The sequence below is a fragment of the Pseudomonas sp. MF6751 genome (assembly GCF_016613265.1).
In the GTDB taxonomy this organism is placed as follows: domain Bacteria; phylum Pseudomonadota; class Gammaproteobacteria; order Pseudomonadales; family Pseudomonadaceae; genus Aquipseudomonas; species Aquipseudomonas fluorescens_BV.
The window spans coordinates 1-24,819 of sequence record NZ_JAENSV010000019.1; the positions used below are offsets into that span (position 1 = coordinate 1).

General features: G+C 60.0%; 21 protein-coding genes. 16 read left to right on the top strand and 5 right to left on the bottom strand.

The window, feature by feature from the left end; all coding sequences use genetic code 11:
* Positions 1-444 precede the first annotated feature (444 nt).
* Both JJD66_RS16670 and JJD66_RS16675 read right to left on the bottom strand, forming a co-directional pair.
* Complete coding sequence (locus JJD66_RS16670) at positions 445-906, bottom strand: HIT family protein (RefSeq protein ID WP_200648574.1); 462 nt, start codon at positions 904-906, stop codon at positions 445-447.
* Positions 907-1,011: 105 nt separating this feature from the next.
* On the bottom strand, positions 1,012-1,956 hold the full coding sequence (locus tag JJD66_RS16675) for a LysR family transcriptional regulator (RefSeq protein WP_200648575.1): 945 nt from the start codon (positions 1,954-1,956) through the stop codon (positions 1,012-1,014).
* Between the two features lie 155 nt (positions 1,957-2,111).
* Here JJD66_RS16675 and JJD66_RS16680 point away from each other — a divergent pair, with 155 nt between their 5' ends.
* Entirely contained in the window at positions 2,112-4,427 is a 2,316-nt protein-coding gene (locus JJD66_RS16680; RefSeq protein WP_200648576.1) for a TonB-dependent receptor, read from the top strand.
* On the opposite strand, the gene JJD66_RS16685 is transcribed toward JJD66_RS16680, so the two are convergent.
* Together JJD66_RS16685 and JJD66_RS16690 are read right to left on the bottom strand one after the other, a co-directional pair.
* A complete protein-coding gene (locus JJD66_RS16685) occupies positions 4,398-5,585 on the bottom strand; it encodes a CynX/NimT family MFS transporter (protein WP_200648577.1) in 1,188 nt (395 codons plus the stop codon). The two genes, JJD66_RS16680 and JJD66_RS16685, sit on opposite strands and share 30 nt — an antisense overlap.
* Positions 5,572-6,033 (bottom strand): nucleoside deaminase, encoded by a 462-nt coding sequence (locus JJD66_RS16690; RefSeq protein ID WP_200648578.1) that lies wholly within the window; start codon positions 6,031-6,033, stop codon positions 5,572-5,574. The genes JJD66_RS16685 and JJD66_RS16690 overlap by 14 nt, the downstream gene beginning before the upstream one ends.
* A gap of 105 nt (positions 6,034-6,138) precedes the next feature.
* Between JJD66_RS16690 and JJD66_RS16695 the strand changes: the two genes are divergently transcribed.
* From JJD66_RS16695 to JJD66_RS16750, 12 genes are all read left to right on the top strand, one after another.
* The gene (locus tag JJD66_RS16695) at positions 6,139-6,990 is read left to right on the top strand and encodes a LysR family transcriptional regulator (RefSeq protein WP_200648614.1); all 852 of its coding nucleotides are present in this window, start codon (positions 6,139-6,141) and stop codon (positions 6,988-6,990) included.
* A 235-nt stretch (positions 6,991-7,225) separates the two neighbouring features.
* Positions 7,226-8,038, top strand: coding sequence for an energy transducer TonB (locus JJD66_RS16700; RefSeq protein ID WP_200648579.1), 813 nt, complete (start codon positions 7,226-7,228; stop codon positions 8,036-8,038).
* Between the two features lie 25 nt (positions 8,039-8,063).
* A complete protein-coding gene (locus JJD66_RS16705) occupies positions 8,064-8,786 on the top strand; it encodes a MotA/TolQ/ExbB proton channel family protein (protein WP_200648615.1) in 723 nt (240 codons plus the stop codon).
* Position 8,787: 1 nt separating this feature from the next.
* Positions 8,788-9,189 (top strand): ExbD/TolR family protein, encoded by a 402-nt coding sequence (locus JJD66_RS16710; protein ID WP_105225387.1) that lies wholly within the window; start codon positions 8,788-8,790, stop codon positions 9,187-9,189.
* A gap of 185 nt (positions 9,190-9,374) precedes the next feature.
* A complete protein-coding gene (locus JJD66_RS16715) occupies positions 9,375-12,305 on the top strand; it encodes a glycosyltransferase family 32 protein (protein ID WP_200648580.1) in 2,931 nt (976 codons plus the stop codon).
* A 191-nt stretch (positions 12,306-12,496) separates the two neighbouring features.
* Positions 12,497-13,078 carry an alpha/beta hydrolase gene (locus tag JJD66_RS16720; RefSeq protein ID WP_200648581.1) on the top strand — a complete coding sequence of 194 codons (582 nt, stop codon included), beginning with the start codon at positions 12,497-12,499 and terminating at the stop codon, positions 13,076-13,078.
* A gap of 48 nt (positions 13,079-13,126) precedes the next feature.
* Positions 13,127-14,053 carry a sigma 54-interacting transcriptional regulator gene (locus JJD66_RS16725; protein ID WP_054920316.1) on the top strand — a complete coding sequence of 309 codons (927 nt, stop codon included), beginning with the start codon at positions 13,127-13,129 and terminating at the stop codon, positions 14,051-14,053.
* Positions 14,054-14,159: 106 nt separating this feature from the next.
* On the top strand, positions 14,160-14,942 hold the full coding sequence (locus JJD66_RS16730; RefSeq protein WP_034125470.1) for a MetQ/NlpA family ABC transporter substrate-binding protein: 783 nt from the start codon (positions 14,160-14,162) through the stop codon (positions 14,940-14,942).
* Positions 14,943-15,258: 316 nt separating this feature from the next.
* Positions 15,259-15,924, top strand: coding sequence for an amino acid ABC transporter permease (locus tag JJD66_RS16735; protein WP_003187615.1), 666 nt, complete (start codon positions 15,259-15,261; stop codon positions 15,922-15,924).
* Positions 15,905-16,564 (top strand): amino acid ABC transporter permease, encoded by a 660-nt coding sequence (locus tag JJD66_RS16740; RefSeq protein ID WP_034125471.1) that lies wholly within the window; start codon positions 15,905-15,907, stop codon positions 16,562-16,564. The genes JJD66_RS16735 and JJD66_RS16740 overlap by 20 nt, the downstream gene beginning before the upstream one ends.
* Positions 16,561-17,337 carry an amino acid ABC transporter ATP-binding protein gene (locus tag JJD66_RS16745; protein WP_198716283.1) on the top strand — a complete coding sequence of 259 codons (777 nt, stop codon included), beginning with the start codon at positions 16,561-16,563 and terminating at the stop codon, positions 17,335-17,337. The genes JJD66_RS16740 and JJD66_RS16745 overlap by 4 nt, the downstream gene beginning before the upstream one ends.
* A complete protein-coding gene (locus JJD66_RS16750) occupies positions 17,334-18,182 on the top strand; it encodes a transporter substrate-binding domain-containing protein (RefSeq protein WP_003187618.1) in 849 nt (282 codons plus the stop codon). The genes JJD66_RS16745 and JJD66_RS16750 overlap by 4 nt, the downstream gene beginning before the upstream one ends.
* Positions 18,183-18,281: 99 nt before the next feature.
* Here the strand turns inward: JJD66_RS16750 and JJD66_RS16755 are convergent, their stop codons facing one another.
* Positions 18,282-19,442, bottom strand: a complete 1,161-nt coding sequence (locus JJD66_RS16755) for an AAA family ATPase (protein WP_200648582.1) — start codon at positions 19,440-19,442, stop codon at positions 18,282-18,284.
* 121 nt (positions 19,443-19,563) lie between these two features.
* On the opposite strand from JJD66_RS16755, the gene JJD66_RS16760 reads away from it, so the two are divergent.
* Genes JJD66_RS16760 through JJD66_RS16770 form a run of 3 tightly spaced genes read left to right on the top strand, consistent with a single transcriptional unit; the run spans position 19,564 to position 24,775 of the window.
* Entirely contained in the window at positions 19,564-20,646 is a 1,083-nt protein-coding gene (locus JJD66_RS16760; protein ID WP_200648583.1) for an efflux RND transporter periplasmic adaptor subunit, read from the top strand.
* Positions 20,643-21,713: an efflux RND transporter periplasmic adaptor subunit gene (locus tag JJD66_RS16765; RefSeq protein WP_096143912.1), complete on the top strand. Its 1,071-nt coding sequence runs from the start codon at positions 20,643-20,645 to the stop codon at positions 21,711-21,713. The genes JJD66_RS16760 and JJD66_RS16765 overlap by 4 nt, the downstream gene beginning before the upstream one ends.
* A complete protein-coding gene (locus tag JJD66_RS16770) occupies positions 21,710-24,775 on the top strand; it encodes an efflux RND transporter permease subunit (protein WP_200648584.1) in 3,066 nt (1,021 codons plus the stop codon). Before JJD66_RS16765 ends, JJD66_RS16770 begins: the two co-directional genes overlap by 4 nt.
* Positions 24,776-24,819: the final 44 nt, after the last annotated feature.

Sequence of the window (24,819 nt, forward strand, 5' to 3'; positions counted from 1 at the left end):
CCCAAATCACTGGCGGATTACGGGCACACCGAGCCTAAGCGAGGTGCCGAGTGGTGGGGCAAGAGCGCTTTGCTTACTTTCGCGCTTTTCGAAAGTGAGCCGCCGTCAGGGCGGAACCCTAAGTGGCAGTTACCGCAGGAATGGATATGTGCACGGTCCAACTGTGTTGACTGTCAGGCCGTCTTCGCAGGCAAGCCAGCTCCCACATTGGATCGCGGGGCATCAGTTATATCTGTGTCGGCTGCCAGGTCGTCACGGGAGCAAGCTCCCTCGCCACAGATTTAGCGTCGTGCCGAAGTTGTGTAGATACCTATGGCCATCGCAGGCAAGCCAGCTCCCACAGTTGAAATGCATTTCCCTGTGGGAGCTGGCTTGCCTGCGATGACGGCCTGACAGCAGATACATATCTACCTGCCACCCCGCGATCAAATGGTGGGAGCAGGCTTACCCGGCGAAGGACCTGATATGAGCGGCCAGTCCTGCCAGCGCTTTATCATCTGCCCTGGCAGCGTCATGGGAGGAGACATAGCCTTCATAACGCTCAAAATATTTGTCCTGGGTCGAACTGATTTTTTTGAAGGCGCTATCTTCCCCGGTCCCGTGCATCGGGAATAATTTGGCGTGCAGATGATCGACGCCATAACCCTCCAGAATCATGCCCGTTCTAGCCACACCTTTTAGCGCTTTGTCCAAAAGCTTCGCCGTCTTCTTGGCTGCGATGACCAAGTCACACAGCACGGCGTCCGGTTCGGCAAACGCATAGCTGCCGTGATGGGTTTTGGGGATAACCACACTGAACCCCGGCGTATTGGGAAATATGGAGAGAAAGGCCATGTGGGTCTGGTCTTCCCACAGGAGGTGGGAGGGTGCAGTACCGCGGGCAATGCTGCAAAAGATACAGTCCATCAAACGCGCTTCCTCGTGCGGGTCAAAAGGTAGACCCTCTTGTATGTGATCTTTGTTATCTAATGATGACTTCACTGACGTTGCGGGCCGCGGTTCACCGCTTGGTCAGACCGCAATATTTTCCAACGCATAAGCATCCTCGTCTCTCTCATCAATCTCCTTGATCTGCTCAATCATCGCCTGCGCCAGCGGCGACAACCGATACCCTGCGCGGCTGACGATCCCGTAGCGGGTGTAGCGCTCCTCCAGGTTTTCGTCCAAACCCTCAATCTGCAAACACACCAGTTCGCCGCGGGCCATGTGCAGCACGTCGCTGTTGGCGCTGACGATGCCGATGGCGTCCGAGCGCAGCACCACGCCCATCAGGCTATAGCCGTTTTCGCATTCCACATTGGGCTGGTAATCCGGCCGGCCGCTGAGGTCGACGATGACTTTGCGCAGGTTCGGCGGGCGGATGGTCACTGCCAGGGGGTAGCTCATCAGCTCGGCGGCGCTGACGCTGTTGCGCACGGTCAGGGGGTGCCCGGCGCGGCAGCAGAAGTGCCAACGGCGCGGGCGCAGGCGGTGGGTGTGGTAGTCGGGGTTGGCTTCGAAGTGGCGGGTGTCGGCGACGAAGAATTCGAACTCTTCGCTGAGCAGACGTTTGCCCAGGCTTTGCCAGTCATCCACCTGGAACTGCACGCGGGCCTTGGGGTAGCGCCCGATAAAACTGCCAATGGCACGCGGGACTAACCCACCGGCCGGCGCGGGGCCGCAACCGAAACGCAGTTCACCGGCTTCCAGGCCATTGAACTGGCTGATTTCGTTGGCCAGTTGTTGTGCGCCGCTGACCAGGCGCCGTGCATGTTCGAGCAGCACCTGGCCTTGCTTGGTGGGCGCCAGGTCCTTGCGGCCGCGGTCCACCAGTTGGCAGCCGGCGCTGTGTTCCAGGGCCTGGATGCTGCGACTGAACGCCGACTGCGACAGGTTCACGGCCAAGGCTGCCGCGACAAAACTGCGTTGTTCAGCAAGGGCGATGAAGTGGCGAAGCTGGCGCAAGTCGATATGCATTTTTCACATCAAAAATATCCGGGAAATGCATTGGCTATGCATTAGGTCGACTCCTTATAAAGGCTATCTCTTATGCAGTAAATGTTCGTAAAAACATAAATAAATAACCTTTGGGAATATGAGGCGACGAGTATTCCGGGGTTTTGGAGCCGCTTATGAGTTTGTTCAAGTCCTTGCCCCTGGCTGTTCTAGTGGCCGGTAGCAGCAGTTGGTCACCGTCCCAGGCCGCTGAAACACCCGCGCCTGCCGGCAAGGGCGAAAGCGCCAGTGGCCAACTGGAAACTGTCACGGTCACTGCCCGGCGGCGTACCGAAAGTGCCCAGGCCGTGCCGACGCCCATGAGCGTGCTCGGTGGCCAGGCCCTGGAAACCCAGCGGGTGTACCGCATCCAGGATTTGCAGCAACTGGTGCCCAGCGTCAACGTCGCCTATATGCATGCGCGCCAGTCCAGCGTGTCGATCCGCGGCCTGGGTAACAACCCGGCCAGCGATGGCCTGGAAGGCAGCGTGGGGCTGTATATCGACAACGTCTACCTCGGGCGCCCGGGCATGGCGGTGTTCGACCTGATGGACATTGAGCAGCTTGAAGTTTTGCGCGGCCCTCAGGGCACGTTGTTCGGCAAGAACACCACTGCCGGGGTCATCAACATCAGCACCCGCGCACCGAGCTTTACCCCGGAGCGCAGCATCGAAACCTCCCTGGGCGAGGACGGTTATTTCCAGACCAAGGGTACGATTTCCGGCCCCCTGACCGATGACCTGGCAGGGCGTTTCTCGGCCTATCGCACCCGCAGCGACGGCGACATCAAGAATGAACACGACGGCCATGATCTGAACGGCGGTTCACGCCAGGGCTTTCGCGGGCAACTGCTGTACAAGCCCAACGAAGCGTTCAACCTGCGCTGGATCGGTGACTACAACGAAGAGGATTCCAGCGCCGGCACCCGCGTGCTGTACAGCACCGGCCCGACCATCAATGGCACCAACCTGTATCAATCCCGGGCCAACGCGGCAGGCGCCACCCTGGTGGACGGCACCCATCGCAAGGTCAACCTGGACAACGACCAGCACGTCACGGTGTTCCAGGGCGGTACCTCGCTGGAAGCCAATTGGACGCTGCCCAGCGACTTCACCCTGACCTCGGTGAGTGCTTACCGCTGGTGGAATTTCACCCCGAGCAACGATGATGGCCTCAACGTACCGGCGTCGTATAACGCCGGGGTTTCGGTGGAAGATAAGCAGTGGTCCCAGGAATTCCGCTTGGCGTCGCCCAGCGGTGGTTTCTTCGATTACGTGCTCGGCGCCTACTACTTCGGCTCCGACCTGGATAACAAATCCTTTGCCTACTACGGGCCCAAGGCCGATATCTGGAACGGCACGCCCGCCGGTTCGTTGAGCAATGTGAGCAGTGTGGGCAACGGGCATATCCGCACCGACAGTTTCGCGCTGTTCGCCCAAGGCACCTGGCACCTGACCGAGCGCCTGGATTTCACCGCCGGTGTGCGCGGCACCTACGAAGAGAAAAGCGCCTGGGTCACGCGCAGTGCGCCCGTCGGTGGCGCGGCGGTCAGCGGGGCCGCCGCCATGGCGCGGCGTGGGCGTACCGGGGCCTATGACTCGGGCGACCTGTCGCAATACAGCGCCACGCCGTCGGGGCTGCTCAACCTCAGTTATCACTTCAATGAAAACCTGCTGGGCTACGCGACACTGTCCCATGGCGAGAAGTCCGGCGGTGTGAACCTGGCGGTGGGGTCTGCGCCGACAGCCGGAGCCGACTCATTGCTGATCGGCACCGAGCGCGCCAACAACGCCGAGCTGGGCTTCAAGAGCACGCTGTGGGACCGCCGCCTGCAACTCAATGCCAACCTGTTCTGGACCCAGGTCAACGGCTACCAGACCAACGCCTACGACCAGGACAACCGCGTGCAGTACCTGACCAACGCCGGCTCGGTGCGCTCGCGGGGCGTGGAAGTGGAAAGCACCCTGGTGCCGATCAAGGGCCTGACCCTGAACATCAACGGCTCCTTCAATGACGTGACGTACCTGTCTTACAAGGATGCGCCATGCCCGCCGGAAACCAGCCTGCGTCCAGGTGCGCCGGCGTCCTGCGACTTGAGCGGCCACCAGGTGGTGGGCGCGTCCAAGTGGATTGCCAACGCCAACGGCGAGTACAAGTGGAACCTGGCGAACGGCTTCGAACCCTACGTCACCGCCAGCTACGCGTTCCGTTCCAAGGCGGTGGGCACCGTGGAAGATTCCGACTACGGGCAGATCCCGGCGTATGCGGTGGTCAACCTGTCTACCGGTTTGCGCGGCGACTATGACCAGGGGCAGTGGGATGTGTCGCTGTGGCTGAAAAACGCCTTCGACAAAACCTACTACACCACCCTGTGGACCGGTGGTAACGGCGGTTACGAGGGCCTGCTGGGCACGCCGCGCACCCTAGGCGTGACTGGGCGCTACGACTTCTAGGTCGGTGCGATAGGTGGCCGGGCTGAACACCCGCGTCACCAGCAGCATCGCCACCACCGTCACCGTCAGCACCACCCAGGCACTGACAAAGTTGCCGGTAAGCTCGCGCAGCCAGCCGGTCAGCCACGGCGAAACCGCATTGATCAAAAAGCCCACGCCTTGCACGAACGCCGCCAGTTGCCCCGCTTGGCGTGGGTCGCGATGGTGGTCGAGAGTCAGCAGCAGGCTCAGGGCAAAGCACGCCCCTAACCCGAAGCCGCACAAGGCCACCCACAGGTGGGGATATTCCTGCGGCGCAATGATCAGGCCGAGGTAGCCGATGGTTTGTGCCAGTAGGCTGATGCTGAGCAATGGGCGGCGGTCGATACCGCGTTGCGCCAGCACCGGCATCAGTAGGGCGGCCGCCACCTGAAAAATCGTCATGAATGCCAGCAACGACCCGCTGGGCAGCACGCCCCAGCCCAGTTGCTGATAGTAGGCCGGCAGCCACGCGACCATGCTCATGTAGCCGCAATTGACCAGGCCGAAATACAGCGCCAGCAGCCAGGCGCGGCGGTTGCGCAACCCTTTGAACGCAGGTACCTGCTGTGGATTGCGTGCGGCGCCCAGCGGCAGCCAGGCCCACAGCAGCAATGCCCCCAGCGCCGGCAAGAGCCACACGCCCAGGCCTGCCTGCCATTGCTGGAAATGCGTGGCTACCACCGGACTGAGCAGCGCCGCCAGGCCGCCACCGGCCATCAGCGAGGCCGAATACACGCCCATCGCCACCGGCACACGGTGATGGAATTCACGCTTGATCATCGCCGGCACCAGCGCCTGGATCAGCGCCACACCCGCACCGCCAAGCAGCGCGGTAACCAGCAGTGCCGAAGCCTGGCCCATCAACCAGCGCGCCAGGCACGCCAGCAGAATCATCAACAAGCCCAGGGCGATACCGCGACGCTCGCCCAAGCGCGCCTCCACGCGCACGCCGACCAGTGCCACCAACCCCATGCAGATCACCGGCAGGCTGGTGAGCAGGGCGCTGCTCTGAAAGCTCAGGCCGGTGGCCTGGCGAATCTCGCCGAGCAGCGGGCTGATGGAACTGAGGATGGGGCGCAGGTTCAGGCCGAGCACCACCAGCAGGCCCCAGCCGGCGAGGGATTTATTCAGGGTCATGCAGGGTTTTCCACTGGTGATACAGCGCAGTCATAGCGGCATCGGGCAGGTGCTGAATGGGCAGGCGTTGCGCGTCGATGGGCAAGCCAACCTGTTGGCTGATGGCTGCGGTCGACAGGCCGAACGGCTCGGCCATTTCGTTGCTGGCGGCAAACACTACGCGCTCGACGCCGCACAAGTACAAGGCGCTCAGGCACATCGGGCAAGGCTGGCCGCTGGCGTAGATCACGCACCCTTCCAGGCGTGCACCCAACTGCCGGCTCGCTGCGCGAATTGCCAGCAGCTCGGCGTGGGCGGTGGGGTCCTGGGTCAGGTGGATCTCATTCACGGCTTCCACCAACATCTCATCGTTGCGCGTCAGCACCGCACCGAAGGGGCGGCCACCTTGGGCGACGTTGGCGCGGGCCAAGGCGATAGCGCGTTGCAGGTGTGGTTGATCGTTGGTCATACAAGGCCCCGGGGTGCGATGAAAGGTGAAGTATGGTCAGCCAGCAAGGTATGCTGAAATTAAATATAAACATGCCAATCAGTGGCAAACGAAATGGTGATGACGTTGTTCGATCCCGTGTTGTTGCGCAGCTTTGTCGCCGTGGTGGACTGCGGCAATTTCACCCGGGCGGCCGAGCGCCTGCATTTGACTCAATCCACCGTCAGCCAGCAGATCCGCCGTCTGGAAGACGCAGTGGCCTGTCAGTTATTGGACCGCGATCAGCGCCGGGTAGTGGCCACCGCCGAGGGTGAGCGTCTGCTCGCGTATGCGCGCCGTATTCTCGCGTTGCACGAAGAAGCCGCCGACGTGCTGATCAACCAGCAAAGCGACGGTGTGTTGCGCCTCGGCGTGCCGGAGGATTTCGCCGCCGAGCGCCTGATGCCGCTGCTATCGGCGTTTGTGGTGGCCTATCCACGGGTGCGTCTGGAGGTCACCAGCGGTCTGGGCCCCGAATTGCAGCGCCAGTACCGGGGCGGTGAGTTCGATGTGTTGCTGGTCAAGCAGATGGGCGACAGCGACGACTGCGTGGCGTCGTGGCCCGAGCCCTTGTATTGGGTCGACAGCCTGAGCACGCCGGCGCTGGGCCGCGACCCGCTGCCGCTGGTGGCTTTCCCCGTGGGCGGCCTGTATCGCAACGACATGCTGCATCATCTGGAACGGGCCGGCTGGCGTTGGCGCATCGGCTATTCCAGCGCCAGCCTGGCCAGTGTGTGCTCGGCGGTGGCGGCAGGCTTGGGCATCAGTTTATTGCCAGAACGGGTGTTGCAAGCGGGCCATCGCATACTCGGTCCAGAGAGTGGCTTGCCACCTGTTCATGGCGTGCGGTTGGCCCTGTATGGCCGCAGTGGTTTGGGCGCAGCGGGCCAGAGTTTGTTGGACGAGTTGCTGGCGTTGTGCAGTGGGAACCCGCACTGAGCCCATACCTTTGACGAATATTTTGTATGCCTTTAAGGCATTGAAAAACAACGGCTTGAAGCCAGGCCACGGACCCCATGGCTTTGGCGTAATCGGCTGTTTTATTTATGCGTTTTTGTTCTATATATAACTTTAAAGATTACTTTAAGAGATAAGTGTCTGGCACCGATGATTCAGCCCTCGACGGGCCTTCACGCTGGCCCGTCGGTTTTTCAAAACCGCAGGGAGTGAATCAATGGGCAAAGTCCAGACCGCCGCCAGTGCACCTGAGGCGCAGTGGCGTCAGGCACCGAGTGGTGAGCTGGTCGACCTTGGCCGGCCGCATCGCGCGCCGTTGGGTCAATTGCGCCTGCAGAAGACCCCGAAGCGTTTTTCCAGCCGCCGCGAAGGGGTTTTGCTCGGGTTGCTGGTGTTGGCGCTGCACGGTGCAGTGATCTATTGGGTGAGCCAGAAACCCACGCCGGTGCTGCCGATTGTGCCGCCGGAAATTCCACCGATGACCATCGAATTTTCCCAGCCGGCGCCGCCGGTGGTTGAGCCGCCACCGCCTGTACCACCACCACCGCCTCCGCCTGTGGTCGAGCCCCCGCCGCCGCTGGTGGATGAGTTGGCGGCCAAGCCGGCGCCGCCCAAACCCATTGCGAAACCCAAGCCCAAGCCCGTGCCTAAACCTGAGCCCAAGCCGGCCCCCAAGGCCGTCGAGCAGCCACCTGCACCACCGACGCCAGCGCCACCTGCACCGCCCGCACCTGCGGCGCCAGTGCCGGTGACGCCTGCTTCGGCCAACGCCGCGTACCTGAAAAACCCGGCGCCGGAATACCCGTCACTGGCTCAGCGTCGCGGTTGGGAAGGCACGGTGTTGCTGCGGGTGCAGGTGCTGGCCAGCGGTAAACCGGGTGAGATCCAGGTGCAAAAAAGCAGTGGTCGCCAGCAGTTGGATGACGCGGCATTGGCGGCGGTGAAGCGCTGGAGTTTCGTGCCTGCCAAACAGGGCGATGTGGCCCAGAACGGCTGGGTGAGCGTGCCCATCGATTTCAAGATTCATTAATTATTCAGCGGCGCAGAGGGAAAACATCATGGCATTGGCATCTCCACTTGAATCCATCGAAAGCGCGGTGATCTGGCTGCTGGTGGCCTTTTCGGTCGCCACCTGGGGCCTGGCCTTGCTCAAGGGCGTGCAGTTCGGTCGCCTCAAGGCCCAGGATCGCAAGTTTCACAAACAGTTCTGGGCGGCATCGAGCCTCGACTCGGCCGCAGAACTCGCCGAAACCCAGCCTGGCGCCGCCGCCCGTGTAGCCCAGGCCGGCTATGCCGCGATCCAGGTGGGCGATACCACCCACGCTGCGGATTTGAGCCAGGCGATCAATCACCAGGACCGCCTCGAACGCGCCCTGCGCCAGCAAATCGTGCGTGAGCGCCGCTCCCTGGAAACCGGTCTGGCTGTGGTCGCGAGTATCGGCAGCACCTCGCCGTTTATCGGCCTGTTTGGCACCGTGTGGGGGATCATGGAAGCGCTGAAGGGGATCAGTGCTGCCGGGTCCGCCAGCCTGGAAACCGTGGCGGGGCCCATCGGCGCGGCACTGGTGGCGACCGGCGTGGGGATCGCCGTCGCGGTGCCTGCGGTGCTGGTCTACAACTACTTTTTGCGCCGCCTGAAGCTGACGGCGGCAGACCTGGAAGACTTTGCCCACGACTTCTACAGCCTGGCGCAGAAAAACGCGTTCCGCGTGCTGTTGCACCCAGCGCTGATCAAGGCCGGCGTCGGCAGCCCGCAGAAAGTGAAGGAGGCGTCCTGACATGGCCTTCTCCACGCAAGACAGTGATGAGGTGCTGAGCGAGATCAACGTCACGCCGCTGGTGGACGTGATGCTGGTGCTGCTGGTGGTGTTTATCGTCACCGCGCCGCTGTTGACCAACTCGATCCCGATCAACCTGCCCAAGACCCAGGCCGTGGCGCCGGTTGAGCAAAAGGACCCGCTGGTGGTGAGCATTGATGGCGCCGGCAAATTGTTTATCAACAAGGACGAAATCCAGCCGGATCTGCTGGAGTTCAACCTGCAGTCGGCGAAGGCCAAGGACCCCGATGTGCGGGTGCAACTGCAGGCTGACGATGGAGTGAACTACGGCGAAGTGGCACGAGCCATGGCGTCGATTGAGCGTGCGGGCATAACCAGGTTGTCGGTGATCACTGCACGTTAGTTTCAAAAAGTCTCGACAGTTTTTGGGCCGCTTTCCTTGGCAGGGTGCGGCCTTTTTTTATTTAAGCATTACATGTTTACAGATGTTGCACAGGAAAAGAATTTACATGTTTCCGAGCGTGCAATTCTCGGCCGCATGCTTATTCTGGTCAGCGCATAGAGTGATTTAATTAATGGAGTAATTGCATGTCTATACGCGTTCCTGTCCAAGTCGTGAATACGTTCGTTAATCCCCATTTAACGGTTGAAAAGCCTGAAGAAAAGCCTGCGGTAATGGCATCTTCGAACAATCGTATGGCCGGCCTGCGACATCCATCTGCCTGTATCTTGCCCACGCTGGCTGACTATAAGAGAAAACAGAGTTTACTGCAGGGTGCTGAAGCACTACCTATACCAGGAGGCGGGAGCAACTCGTCATTGAAGAAAAACGCTCGTTTAGAATCTTATATCAGTAAGCAAACCGCCGACTTTGTAACGCCCGAAAACGAAATTTCCACTATTTTATCTGCAAAGATAAAGCAGCAATGGGGTGTGGATGTTGATCCGGATAAAACCTATCTGGTGACATTTAAAGATGACAGTGAGGATGAAAAAGAGGTGGTAGAAAAAATCACCCTGACGCAAGCAGCATTGAAAAACAGGCAAGATGTAACAATTAAGAAAGATGAAAGCTGGTTTGTAAAGATTGGCAAGTACTTTTCGCCAGCGATATATATTTACAACCAGATTGACGGTTGGGTGCAGGAAGCAAACACTCGACAAGGTATTTATAGGGAGCCCAGTGCGCCGGGCGATGCCCCCTATAATGCCGACACCCGCGTTTCCATACCGGTGGATGACTTCAAGGCATTAGTCTGGGATACAGACCGGACCCAACTGTATAAGAAAACCCTTGATGGGTTTTGGGACAAGCACAGCGAATCTTATACGGCATTGAGTAAAATCTCGTTTGTCAAAGCCATCAATCTGCAGCGCCTGGAAGGGAGCCTTGGCCCTGCCGAGACGGCACTCGCCCAGCGGGCGTTGGGGCCTGTTGCGCAAAAGGATTGGTCCAAGCTGACGGTCCAGGATTTTGAAGGGCCTGCCGTGAAGGACCCGGATCTGAACATCGGCCTGCTGAGCATCAATGGGTTTGAGTCGACCGACTTGATGTGTGTGACCGATCGGAAAACCCAGTTGACGTTGCTTTACATCCCTGGCAACTCCTCGCCAATACATCGCTTCGATAATCCGCAGCAAATGACAACGTGGCTGGCCGGGCAAGCCTCGGACCCCGTAAAGCGCGCGTCCTTGTTGACGCACTTTTCCCTCAAGGATCAAGCTGACAGAACGTTTTCAGACGGCGTACGTCAGACCCTGCAAGGGATGGGAAACTGGTCCGATGCGCAGGCATCAGGCAATGCTTTCCTTGCGAGCCTCAACGGTTGGGTGCCGGATCGTTTCATCGCTGTTGAGCAGTTGCACGGCGATCCTTTCGAAGCGGTCAAGGTTCGGCAAAAAGCACGGTCCTATTCGGACGCCGACAATGCGATTGTCAGTGACGGGGACTACACCAAGAACCAGGTGCTGCATGTCGTGGAAGAGGCTACCAAGGTCGCCATGTTCATGACGCCCCTGGCGCTGGTGATGCCCGAAGTCGCTATAGGGCTGGATGTTTTCTTCCTGGCCGCCGGGGCTGCGCAGACGGGTATCGGCATTGATGATGCCGTCCAGGGAAAAGCAACGGCTTCCGACCGCATTGTGTTTGGCGTGTTGAACGCCGTACCGCCGTTGGCCACTCACGCGGGGGCACCACTGGCGAAAGCGCTGACAGAGAGGATGTCTGGCGGTGGCGTTGCAGCAGGGGTTGATGCTGCAACCCGCACACCTGCTCAAGTGACTGAACAAGCGCGCCCATTCTTCAGGACACCACAACGTGTCAATGGGCATATCGGATACCCGATGGGGCCCGTCTCACCTCCAGTGATCCTTGACGAGGTCAGGGTGCCCATGGATGACGTGAGGCGCATGATCGGGAAAGACTATATGGTTTATGTCGGTCAATACGGTACCAAAGTTACGTATGACGTCGAAGCGGGTCTTTGGCGCGGGCTCCAGGCCAATGGTCAGGTGAACGACATCTTTTATTGGCGTAAAGGTCAAGGACGGTGGCTGGGTGGCACTCAAGCCGAAGCGATTGAGGCCAGTAAAAATGCGCCTGCTTCGATGACAACCAAAGTACTGAAACTACCGAGGATGCCGGTACTGCCGTCCGGCGCTACAGAGGTGCCGAAAGTGATCCACTATTTCTGGGCCGGCAATGAAATGCCGGAAAATCTACTCAATAATATTATGGAAAATTCCCGGAAAAGCCCCGGGTATAAATCGATTGTTCACGTTGATGCCAATGACGCGGATACTTTTCAGAAAATACATTCAGCGTTGGATCATAAAGTGGGCGGGCTTGAAGTACATGATTTAAAGGCCGATGAAAGTTTTCAGGCTCTGAATGCAGGTCAATACGGCGAGATGTATCAGTTTTTCCGTTCAGGGCGTGGGCAGAATTTAGCGGCGTCATCGGACGTCATGCGCGCGGTGCTAATGAAAAAGTACGGCGGTATCTATCTGGATACGGATGATGCACTGACCTTTAATGTGGGCGAGGTCACATTGAAAGCCACGCCTAATGATATCTTGATGAACGTGCCGGTTACTTATGAACCTACGGACTTCAATGGGTTCAACACCAGTAATTTTGCCAGCCATCCAGACAACCCTGTATTTGACGAGATTCTGGAGACAGCGTATGAGCGATTCAAGGCAAACGAAGAGTGGCTGAACGCTAATCGTCCCTTTCTGAAGGAAAATTCGACAGCCGCAGAGCGGCAAATTTATAACGAGTATGAAAAGAAAATTTTCGAGATCACTGGGCCGAGAATGTTTGGTGATGTATTGGCGCAAAAAGAGTATGGATTTTTTTCAGAAGTTGAGGAACTGACGGATCTGTTGAATGCGCGTATTTTACTTCCGCAAGCATATGCGGAAAAACTTACACAAGCGCGTGATTATTATATGGCGATGAATCATAAGCTCGGAGTTGCTATCGGCTCGGAACACTCTATGCATCATTCTCGCTGAGGTTGGCTCGGTCATTGCGCCGCGGTGGCCGGGGCGCAATGGCCGTTTTTAATGAAGGGGTGGGTACCAGCAAATTCTGAAAAGGTTTAAATTCCGTTTGGTTATTAACAAATTCTTTTTTATTCCTTATTGGTGTGTGAACCTCACCCTATACTGACCAGCAACGTTAAACGCTGCAGGAGGGCACACCCATGCACAGCGAGTCGATTCGTTATCTGATCGTGCCGGGCTGGCAAGGATCGCCAGAAGATCATTGGCAAACCCATTGGCAGAAGAGCTTGCCCAACAGCGCACGGGTGGAACAGGCCGATTGGCTGACGCCGCGTCGCGAGGATTGGGTCGCCGCACTGGCCGAGGCCATCGCTGCCGACAGCACGCCGGTCATCCTGATCGCTCATAGCCTGGGTTGCATCACCGTCACCCATTGGGCCGCCACTGCCCCCGTGCACTTCTTGCGGCAGGTACGCGGCGCGTTGCTGGTGGCACCGGCGGATGTCGAACGCCCTGCGTGTGCCCCTGCACTGCGCAATTTCGCCCCTATTCCAACTGACCTGCTGCCATTTCCCAGCCAGGTGGTCAGCTCCGACAACGACAGTGCCGTAAGCGCCCCCAGGGCTCTGGAACTGGCGCGTCAGTGGGGCGCCGAAGCCGGCATCTTGTCGGGCGCCGGGCATATCAATGTGAAGTCCGGCCACCGGCGCTGGGAGCAAGGGTTTGCTTACCTCTATCGCCTGCAACATCGCCTCGAGCACCACGCTCGGCGCAGCGCCTAATATTTTTTCAACGCCCCGTCCCTGAGTGGATTGGGGCGGGAGCCTGCCATGAGTCTGCATGAAACCTTCGGCCAGCCATTGCTGACCTTCCCGGACGCGGAAAAGAGTCCGCTGAGTATTCGCGCCAAAGCTCTGGTGTTTGTCGACCCACGCTCACGCCAACTGCGCGAAGAGCTGGAAAGCCTCGCACCACGAGCCTTGCCTGTGCTGATCCGCGGCGAGACCGGTAGCGGTAAAGAACTGCTGGCACGGCATATCCACCGTGGCAGTGACCGTACTGGCCTGTTTGTCTCGGTCAACTGTGGCGCAATCAGCCCCACCTATGCCGATGCCGAGTTGTTTGGCTATGCCGCCGGCAGTCACAGTGGCGCGGCGAGCAGCCGGGCGGGTTGGTTCGGCTCGGCCAATGGCGGCACCTTGTACCTGGATGAGATCGGCGACTTGCCGCTGCCGATCCAGGTGAAATTGCTCGCGGCTTTGGAAAACCACGAAGTCACCCGTGTTGGTGCCCACCAGCCCAGCCCGGTGGATGTGCGCCTGGTGGCCGCCACCAGTATCGACCTGGCCCAGGCCGTGGCCGTGGGCAAGTTTCACGAGCGTCTGTTCCATTATTTGAGTGAGGGCCGGTTGGACCTGCCGGCGTTGCGCGAGCGGGTGGGGGATATCTTGTCCCTAGCCGAATATTTCCTCGGCATCTACAGCCAGCGCCTGGACCTCCCGGTACCACTGATCAGCGACGCCGCCCAGCAGGTGCTGGAACACCACACTTGGCCGGGTAATACCCGCGAACTGGAAAACGTCATTCACTTTGCCTTGCTGGTGAGTAGTGGCGATGAAATCTTGCCCGAGCATTTGAACTTGCCAGCGGCGGGTTCGCCGCTGGAGCAAGTGCGTCGAATTTTGGCCAGCGCCAGCCCGGCCGAGCAGGAATCGGTGCGTAAATTCCTGTATGAGCAAAATGGAATATCAACGTGAATAAAAGATATTGTTCGGGAATAAAAAATCTAGGTATTGTCCTTTCCACGCCGCGATAGCACTTCGCTGGCACCTCACATAAAAACGGTCGTTAGAAGGACATTGCATGAAAAAGGTTCTGTTGTTTACCGCTCTGGCGGCTGCCCTGACTGCTGGCTTTGCCCAGGCCAGCGAGAAACTGGTGGTGGCTGCTACGCCGATTCCCCACGCCGAAATCCTCGAGCTGATCAAGCCGACCCTGGCCAAGGAAGGTGTGGACCTGCAGATCAAAGTCTTTACCGACTACGTACAGCCAAACGTGCAAGTCGCTGAGAAACGCCTGGATGCCAACTATTTCCAGACCCTGCCGTACCTGGAAAACTTCAACAAGGGTAAAGGTACCAATCTGATTACCGTGGTGGGCGTGCACGTTGAACCCTTCGGCGGCTACTCGAAAAAGATCAAGAAAATCGAAGATCTGAAAGATGGCGCCACCGTGGCTATTCCGAACGAAGGCTCCAACAGCGGCCGCGCCCTGTTGCTGCTGCAAAAGGCCGGTGTGATCACCCTCAAAGACCCGACCAACGCCCTGGCCACGCCGAAAGACATCGCCAGCAACCCGAAGAACCTGAAGTTCAAAGAGCTGGAATCGGCCCTGCTGCCACGGGTGCTGGACCAGGTTGACCTCGACCTTATCAACACCAACTACGCCCTGGAAGCTGGCCTGAACCCGGCCAAGGACGCGTTGATCATCGAAGACGCCAAATCACCTTACGTAAACTTCCTGGTGGCCCGCCCGGATAACAAGGACAGCGATGCTATCCAGAAGTTGGCCAAGGCCCTGACCAGCCCGGAAGTCAAAGCTTTCATCGAGAAGAAGTACAACGGCGCGGTGGTGCCAGCGTTCTGATGTAAGCCAAAACCCCCTTCAAGGTTTCAACGCCGACGGCTACTACAGCGTCGGCGTTTTTTTATCTGAAATACAGTCAAAACTGTGGGAGCTGGCTTGCCTGCGATAGCGGTGGGTCAGTATCACAGCTGTATCTGACAGACCGCTATCGCAGGCAAGCCACCTCCCACAGAGGTAAGTTTTTTGGTGATATGAATATGCTATCTAGGTATTTAAAATTTGATTTTTATACCTTTAAAGTTCGCGCTAACCGACGTTATCCACGTCGGAATGGACTGCGCTCGCGGCATTACCCATGCGGCGATATGGACTGCACATGACCTTTGATTTCGCTTTTATCCTCAGCACGCTGCCGGCCTTTCTCAAGGCCGTGGGTGTGACGCTGCAAGTCGGCCTGATCGCCATTGCCACGTCCTTGCTGGTGGCGCTGATCAACGCTGCGCTGCTGGTGTTTCGCACGCCTTACCTGTCGCGCCTGGTGGCGCTCTATGTGGAGCTGGCGCGTAACACGCCGTTGTTGATCCAACTGTTCTTCGTCTATTTCGCGCTACCGGCCCTGGGTTTCAATATTTCCGGGTTCTGGGCGGCGATCATCACCATGACCTTTCTGGGTGGCGCCTACCTCACCGAAGTACTGCGCGCCGGTGTGGAAGCGGTGCCGCTGGCGCAAATCGAGTCGGGCAAGTCCATTGGCCTGTCCGACTGGCAACTGCTGCGCCACGTGATCCTGCCCCAGGCCGGTATCCTCAGCCTGCCGGCGTTGTTCGCCAATTTCATTTTTCTGCTCAAGGAAACCACCGTGGTGTCGGCGGTGGCGGTGCCGGAAATTCTCTACACCACCAAGAGCTACATCGCCCTCTACTACAAAACCTACGAAATGCTCGCTGTGCTGACGCTGATTTGCGTGCTGTTGTTCCTGCCGTTGTCGCTGTTGCTCAGCCGCCTGGAAAGGAGGCTCCAGCATGGCCAGTTCGGGTCTTGAGTTGCTCTGGGTGTCGTTGCCGCAACTGGGCAAGGGCGCTGCGCAAACCCTGTCGATTTCGTTTTTGAGCATCGCCTTCAGTACGGTTGGCGGCGTGCTCTACGGCGTGCTGCGCACCTTGAATAACAAGGCGATCAACGGCGTGCTGCGGGTCTACCTGGAACTGTTCCGCGCCATTCCGGTGCTGGTGTGGTTGTACCTGCTGTTTTTTGGCGTGCCGATCTTCTTCGGTCTGAGCATCCCCAGTTTCTGGTGCGCGGTGCTGGTGCTGTCGTTGTGGGGCGCCAGCGAGGTGGGCGAAGTGGTGCGTGGCGCGTTGCATTCGCTGCCCCGTGGCCAGCGCGAAGCGGGCTTGTCGATTGGCCTGTCCGGCCCGCAGTTGTACGGCTATGTACTGCTGCCCCAGGCCCTCAAGCGCATGACGCCGCCGACCATCAATGTGTACACGCGCATCATCAAGACCAGCTCCCTGGCGGTGCTGATCGGTGTGGTGGATGTGATAAAGGTCGGCCAGCAAATCATCGAGCGCACCTATGAGTCGGTATTGATCTACGGTGCGCTGTTCCTGTTTTTCTTCTTTATCTGCTACCCGTTGTCAGCCGCCTCCAAGGTGCTGGAACGGCGCTGGGCCCAAGCATGAGCGCATTGATCGAGTTCCAGGGTTTCAACAAATTCTTCGGCGAGGCGCAGGTGCTCAAGGGCATCGACCTGAGCGTGCAGCGCGGCGAAGTGGTGGTGATCCTCGGCCCCAGCGGCTGTGGCAAAAGCACCTTGTTGCGCTGCCTCAATGGGTTGGAGGTTGCTCACAGCGGACACTTGCGCTTTGCCGGCAAAGAGCTGCTGGATAAAACCACCGACTGGCGCCAGGTACGCCAGGACATTGGCATGGTGTTCCAGAGCTACCACCTGTTCCCGCACATGAGCGTGCTCGACAACATCCTGCTCGGCCCGCTCAAAGTGCAAAAGCGCGACCCCCGGGAGGCCCGTGAGCAGGCGGAAAAATTGCTGGAGCGCGTGGGCCTTGCCGACAAGCGCGACGCCTTCCCACGCCAGCTTTCCGGTGGTCAGCAACAACGCATCGCCATCGTCCGCTCGTTGTGCATGAACCCCCAGGTCATGCTGTTTGACGAAGTCACCGCGGCCCTCGACCCGGAGATGGTCAAGGAAGTGCTGGAAGTGATCCAGGACCTGGCCCGCGATGGCATGACCCTGCTGATCGTTACCCACGAAATGGCCTTCGCCCGCGCCGTCGCCGACCGCGTGGTGTTCATGGAGGCCGGTCGCATCCTCGAACACAACACCCCCGAGGCATTCTTTACGAACCCGCAGACCGCACGCGCGCAGCAGTTCCTGGAGAAGTTCTCCTTTGTTTCAACACTGCCCAAAAAGATCAAGGAACTGGAGCTGATATGAAAAAGTTACTGCTGCCACTGTTTGCCGTCGCCTTGCTGGCCGGCTGCGATAAAAAGGCCGAAGAGCCGGTAAAACCCGCGGCTGTGAGCTACATCGACAAAATCAAAGCGCGGGACAAGCTGATTGTCGGCGTGTTTACCGACAAGCCGCCATTCGGTTTTGTGGACGAAGCGGGTCGTTATGTCGGCTTCGATACCGACATCGGCCGTCAATTCGCCAAGGACCTGCTGGGCGATGAAAACAAGGTGGAGTTTGTCGCCGTGGAACCGGCCAGCCGCATTCCCTTCCTGCAAAGCGACAAGGTCGACCTGATTCTCGCCAACATGACCGTGACGCCTGAACGCAAGGAAGCGGTGGACTTCACCAACCCCAACCTGAAAGTCGCGGTGCAGGCTCTGGTGCCGAATGACAGCGCCGTCAAAAGCCTGGATGACCTGGCAACCCGCACGACCATCGTCACCACCGGCACCACGGCGGATATCTGGCTGACCAAGAACCATCCGGACTGGAAGCTGCTCAAGTTCGAGAAGAACTCCGAGTCGCTGCAGGCGCTGTCGGCTGGCCGTGGGGATGCCTATGCGCAAGACAACCTGGTGCTGTTCAGCTGGGCCAAGCAGAACCCTGGCTACCGCGTGCTGGAAGAGAAGCTGGGTGATGAAGCGCCGATTGCCCCGGCGGTGAAGAAGGGCAATACCGAGCTGCGTGACTGGGTGAACGCTGAGCTTGCGAAGCTGGGCGAGGAGAAGTTTCTGCTCAAGCTTTATGACCAATATGTGCGAAAAGAACTGAGCGATGACACCAAGCCTGAGAGTGTGATTGTTGAGGGTGGTAAGTGGCAGGGCTGAGATCGCTATCGCAGGCAAGCCAGCTCCCACCTTTGAATGTATTCACACATCAAAATGTGGGAGCGGGCTTGCTCGCGAAGAGGCCGGTGCAGGCAACGCCTACTCCGGCCAGTGCCAGGCCGGCCCATCCAGCATCCCTTGCCCCACAATCCGTGTCTCCCCCAACACCTTCTCCAACACAATCGAGTTACACCCCTCATCCTGCTGCAACGCCGCAATCAAGCGGCTGGCATGGCTCACCACCCACACCTGGCACTGCTTCGACGCCTGGATAATCAAGCGCGCCAGTGCCGGCAACAGGTCGGGATGCAGGCTGGTCTCCGGCTCGTTCAGCACCATCATGGTCGGTGGCCGTGGAGTCAGCAGCGCGGCGATCAGCAGCAGGTAGCGCAGGGTGCCGTCCGACAGCTCCGCCGCCGACAACGGGCGCAGTAAGCCTTCCTGATAAAACTCGATGGCAAAGCGACCGCCCTGCAATGGCTGGATATTCAGGCGCGCGCCGGGGAACGCATCGCTGACTGCGCGTTGCAGCGCCTCGGGATCACCAATCTCGCGGATGGTCTGCAACGCAGCCGCCAGATCGCGGCCATCGTGGTGCAACACCGGCGTGCGCGTGCCCAACTGTGGCTGGCGCACTGGCGCGTCCACGTCGCTGCGGAAGTGATCGTAAAAGCGCCAGCCACGAATGCTTTCACGCAACAGCAGCACTTCCGGCGAGCCGCGCAGGTTGCCGACCTGATCGAACAGACTGTGGTAGTTCGGTGTGTGATGCGCCAGCACATCCCACGTACGGCCTTCGCGGGCACGCACCATCGGCCCTGAGCGCTGCACCAGCAGGCTGGCCGGACGGTAGACGTGGCCGGCCCAGATGCATTCCTTTTTTACTTCGGGGTCCAGTTTGAAGGCCGAGAGGGTTTTTTCGGGTAAGCCCAAAGAGATTGCGTAGCTGAAGTCCTCGGCGGCAAAGCCCAGGCGCAGGCGTTTGACGCCTTGGCGCACGTTGGATTCGACCGGCACTTCGCCGCTGCGCATACGCCGGGTGATGGTTTCCGGCCCGGCCCAGAAGGTCGAATCCAGCCCGCCTTCACGGGCCAGTGCATTGATCACCCCACCCTGGGCGGTTTCGGCCAGCAGGCGCAGGGCGCGATACAGGTTGGACTTGCCGCTGCCATTGGGCCCGGTCACCAGGTTCAGCCGGTCCAGGGGCACCACCAATTTGTTGATCGAGCGGTAATTGGCCACCGCGAGGGTTTTAAGCATGTGTATTTAGTCAGCATGGGAACCATTGGAGTATGGGATCCTCCATGCAGATAAGGAACCCTGATCTAAGCTCACAGTCGCATACACACTTGAACGTCGGCATCACGCAAAAGGAGCCTGCATGGGCGGTCGCACCTCGACATTTATTTTCAGCCTTGGCCTCCTGGCGCTGCTCAGCGGCTGTGGCCAGGACAAAGCCGAGCCCAAGCAGCATTCGCGGGTGTTCGTGCAGACCGTGCAGTCGGCGGATTTTGCCGCGGCGGTGACGCTGACGGGTGATATCCAGGCGCGGGTGCAAACCGATCTGTCCTTTCGCGTGGGCGGCAAGATTATCCAGCGCATGGTCGACGTGGGCGACCGCGTCACGGCCAGGCAAGTCCTGGCCAAGCTCGACCCCAAGGACCTGCAAACCAACGTTGATTCGGCCCAGGCCCAGGTCGTGGCCGAACAGGCGCGGGTCAAGCAGACCGCCGCCGCCTTTGTGCGCCAGGAAAAACTCTTGCCCAAAGGCTATACCAGCCGCAGCGAATATGACGCCGCCCAGGCCGCGCTGCGCAGCAGCCAAAGTGCCCTGGCCGCTGCCCAGGCGCAGTTGGCCAATGCCCGCGAAAAATTGGGCTACACCGCGTTGATTGCCGATGCCCCGGGGATCATCACGGCGCGCCAGGCCGAAGTCGGCCAAGTGGTACAGGCCACCGTGCCGATCTTCAGCCTCGCCCGCGATGGCGAACGTGACGCCGTGTTCAACGTGTATGAGTCCTTGCTGGTGGAGCCGCCGCCCGACGCGCCGATTACGGTGAGCCTGCTGGACAACCCGAGCATCAAGGCCGTGGGGAAAGTCCGCGAAGTCACGCCCGCCGTGGCCGCCAATACCGGCACCGTCCAAGTGAAGATCGCCCTGCAAAGCCTGCCCAAGGGCATGGAGCTGGGGTCGGTGGTCAGCGCCACCGCCAATGGGCCGGCCAAGGCGAGCATCGAGCTGCCTTGGTCAGCGCTGACCAAAGACCTCAACGAGCCAGCCGTTTGGCTGGTGGACGGCGAAGGCAAGGCGCAGTTGCACAAGGTCACCGTGGCGCGCTACCTCACCGGCAAAGTGATCATCGGCGAGGGCCTCAAAGGCGGTGAAAAAGTCGTGATAGCCGGTGGGCAATTGCTGCACCCCGGCATGGTCGTCGAGATCGCCCAAGCCGGAGCGCAGCCATGAAGCAACTGACGCTCATTGTCGCCGCCAGCCTGTTGCTGATGGCCTGCTCCAAGGAAGAGGCGCCGCCCGAACCCATACGCCCGGTGCTGTCCATGGAAGTGAAGGCTGAAGACCAGGAAAACCTCGGTCGTTTCGCCGGCACCATCCAGGCCCGCTATGAAAGCAACCTGGGTTTCCGTGTGCCGGGCCGCATCGCCCGTCGCGCCGTGGATGTCGGCGCCGAAGTGGAGAAGGGCGCCCTGCTCGCCGTGCTTGACCCCACCGACCAGCAGAACCAATTGCGCGCTGCCCAGGGCGACCTGGCGCGCGTACAGGCGCAGTTCATCAACGCCCAGGCCAACGCTCGGCGGCAACAGGAGCTGTTCAATCGTGGCGTCGGCGCCCAGGCCCAGCTGGATGTGGCCCAGACCGATCTGAAAACCACCCAGGCGACCCTCGACCAGGCCCGTGCTTCGGTCAACCAGGCCAAGGATCAGCTCAACTACGCAGAACTGCGCACCGACCATGCCGGCATCGTCACCGCCTGGAATGCCGAAGCCGGCCAGGTGGTCAGCGCCGGCCAGCAGGTGGTGACCCTGGCCCGTCCGGACATCAAGGAAGCGGTGATCGACCTGCCCGCCGGCCTGGCTGAACGCTTGCCTGCCGATGTGGTGTTCCTGGTCGCCGGGCAACTGGACCCCAGCGTGCACACCACCGCCGTGGTGCGTGAGATCGAGCCTCAGGCCCAAAGCGCCACGCGCACCCGTCGCGCACGCCTTAGCCTGGCCGAAACCCCGCCCGCGTTCCGCCTGGGCACGGCAATCAGCGTGACTTTGAGCACCGCCATCGCCCCGCGTATCGAACTGCCCTTGAGCGCCTTGCAGGAAGTCGACGGCAAGACCCGTATCTGGCTGCTCGACACCCAGAGCCAGACCGTACAACCCCGCGAGGTCACGGTTATCAGCCGTGATGCTCACAGCGCCTTGCTCAATGGCAGCGTCAAACCCGGCGAGCGCATTGTCACTGCCGGCGTGAACAGCCTGAAACCTGGGCAAAAAGTCAAAATTGACGAGGACAGCCCGCGATGAAAGGGAGCTTCAACTTATCCGACTGGGCCCTCAAGCATCAGTCCTTCGTCTGGTACCTGATGTTCGTCGCGCTGCTGATGGGCGTGTTCTCGTACATGAACCTGGGCCGTGAAGAAGACCCGTCGTTCACCATCAAGACCATGGTGATCCAGACCCGCTGGCCGGGCGCGACCCAGGAAGAAACCCTCAAGCAGGTCACCGACCGCATCGAGAAAAAACTCGAAGAGCTCGATTCCCTCGACTACGTGAAGAGCTACACCCGGCCGGGCGAGTCCACGGTGTTTGTGTTCCTCAAGGACACCACCAGCGCCAAGGCCATCCCGGAAATCTGGTACCAGGTTCGCAAGAAGATCGATGACATCCGCGGCACCTTCCCCCAGGGTTTGCAGGGGCCGTCGTTCAACGATGAATTCGGTGACGTGTTCGGCTCGGTGTACGCCTTTACCGGCGATGGCCTGTCGATGCGCCAGCTGCGTGACTACGTGGAGCAGGTGCGCGCCGAAATCCGTTCGGTACCGGGGCTGGGCAAGGTCGAGATGATCGGCCAGCAGGACGAAGTGATCTACCTGAATTTCTCCACGCGCAAACTCGCGGCCTTGGGGATTGATCAGCGCCAGGTTGTGCAAAGCCTGCAATCGCAAAACGCCGTGACCCCCGCCGGGGTGATCGAGGCCGGGCCCGAACGCATCTCCGTGCGCACCTCCGGGCAGTTCGCCTCGGAGAAAGACCTGGCCAACGTCAACCTGCGCCTCAATGACCGTTTCTACCGGTTGGCGGATATTGCCGACATCAGCCGTGGTTATGTGGACCCGGCGCGGCCGATGTTTCGCTTCAACGGCAAGCCAGCGATTGGCTTGGCCATCGCCATGCAGAAGGGCGGCAATATCCAGTCGTTCGGCAAGGCCCTGCACGGGCGCATGGACGAGTTGACCGCCGACCTGCCGGTGGGCGTCGGCGTGCACAAGGTGTCCGACCAGGCCGAAGTGGTGGAAGAGGCGGTCGGCGGGTTTACCAGCGCGTTGTTCGAGGCGGTGATCATCGTGCTGGTGGTGAGCTTTATCAGCCTCGGCATGCGCGCCGGGTTGGTGGTGGCGTGCTCGATTCCGTTGGTGCTGGCGCTGGTATTCGTGTTCATGGAATACAGCGGCATCACCATGCAGCGCGTGTCGCTGGGCGCGTTGATCATCGCCCTCGGCCTGCTGGTGGATGACGCGATGATCACCGTGGAGATGATGATCACGCGCCTGGAAAAAGGCGAAACCAAGGAACAGGCGGCGACTTACGCCTATACGTCCACGGCGTTCCCGATGCTCACCGGCACGCTGGTGACCGTCGCCGGCTTCGTGCCGATTGGCCTCAACGCCAGTTCGGCGGGCGAGTACACCTTTACCTTGTTCGCGGTGATTGCCGTGGCGATGCTGGTGTCGTGGGTGGTGGCGGTGCTGTTTGCGCCGGTGATCGGCGTGCATATCCTCAGCGCCAATGTGAAACCGCACAACGCCGAGCCGGGGCGCATTGGCCGTGCCTTCAATGGCGGCATGCTGTGGGCCATGCGCAACCGTTGGTGGGCGATTGGTATCACCGTGGCGCTGTTCGTGGCCTCGGTGTTTTCCATGCAATTTGTGCAGAACCAGTTCTTCCCGTCGTCGGACCGTCCGGAAATCCTCGTCGACCTGAACCTGCCGCAAAACGCCTCGATCAACGAGACGCGCAAGGCCGTTGACCGCCTCGAAGCGATCATCAAGGACGACCCGGACATCGCCCGGTGGAGCACCTACATCGGCCAGGGCGCGATCCGTTTCTACCTGCCTCTGGACCAGCAGTTGGAAAACCCCTACTACGCGCAACTGGTGATTGTGAGCAAGGGCCTGGAGGAGCGTGGCGCCCTGATCGCCCGCCTGCAACAACGCTTGCGCGATGATTTTGTCGGTATCGGCAGCTACGTGCAGCCGCTGGAAATGGGCCCGCCGGTAGGGCGGCCGATCCAGTACCGCGTGTCCGGCAAAGACATCGACCAGGTGCGCAAACACGCCATCGAACTGGCGACCTTGCTCGATCAGAACACCCACCTGGGCGAGATCATCTACGACTGGAACGAGCCGGGCAAAGTCCTGCGGGTGGACATCGCCCAGGACAAGGCGCGGCAACTGGGGCTGTCGTCGGAAGACGTGGCGCAGTTGATGAACAGCGTGGTCAGCGGCGCGGCGGTGACCCAGGTGCACGACGATATCTACCTGATCAACGTGGTCGGCCGGGCGGAGGATGCCGAGCGCGGTACGCCGGAAACCTTGCAGAACCTGCAGATCGTCACGCCCAACGGCACCTCGATTCCACTGCTGGCGTTCGCCACCGTGCGTTACGAGCTGGAGCAGCCGCTGGTATGGCGCCGCGACCGCAAGCCGACGATTACCATCAAGGCCGCGGTGCGCGATGAGATGCAGCCGACCGACCTGGTCAAGCAGTTGGCGCCGACCATCGAGAAATTCAGCGAGGGCTTGCCGCTGGGCTACAAAGTCGCCACCGGCGGCACTGTGGAAGAAAGTGGCAAGGCTCAGGGACCTATCGCCAAGGTGGTGCCGTTGATGCTGTTCCTGATGGCCACCTTCCTGATGATCCAGTTGCACAGCGTGCAGAAGATGTTCCTGGTGGCCAGCGTCGCGCCATTGGGGCTGATCGGCGTGGTGTTGGCGTTGATCCCCACGGGTACGCCCATGGGCTTTGTGGCGATCCTGGGGATCCTGGCGCTGATCGGCATCATCATCCGCAACTCGGTGATTCTGGTCACACAGATCCACGAGTACGAAGAGGCCGGCTACACGCCGTGGGATGCGGTGGTGGAAGCCACCGAACACCGGCGTCGACCGATTCTGCTGACGGCTGCGGCGGCGAGCCTGGGCATGATCCCGATTGCACGAGAGGTGTTCTGGGGGCCGATGGCCTACGCGATGATTGGCGGGATCATCATTGCGACGTTGCTGACGTTGCTGTTTCTGCCGGCGCTGTATGTGGCCTGGTACAAGATCCGCGAGCCGAAACAGGAACATCAGCCACAACAGGATTAATTCTGTAGGAGCGAGCTTGCTCGCGAAAAACGTCAACGATAACG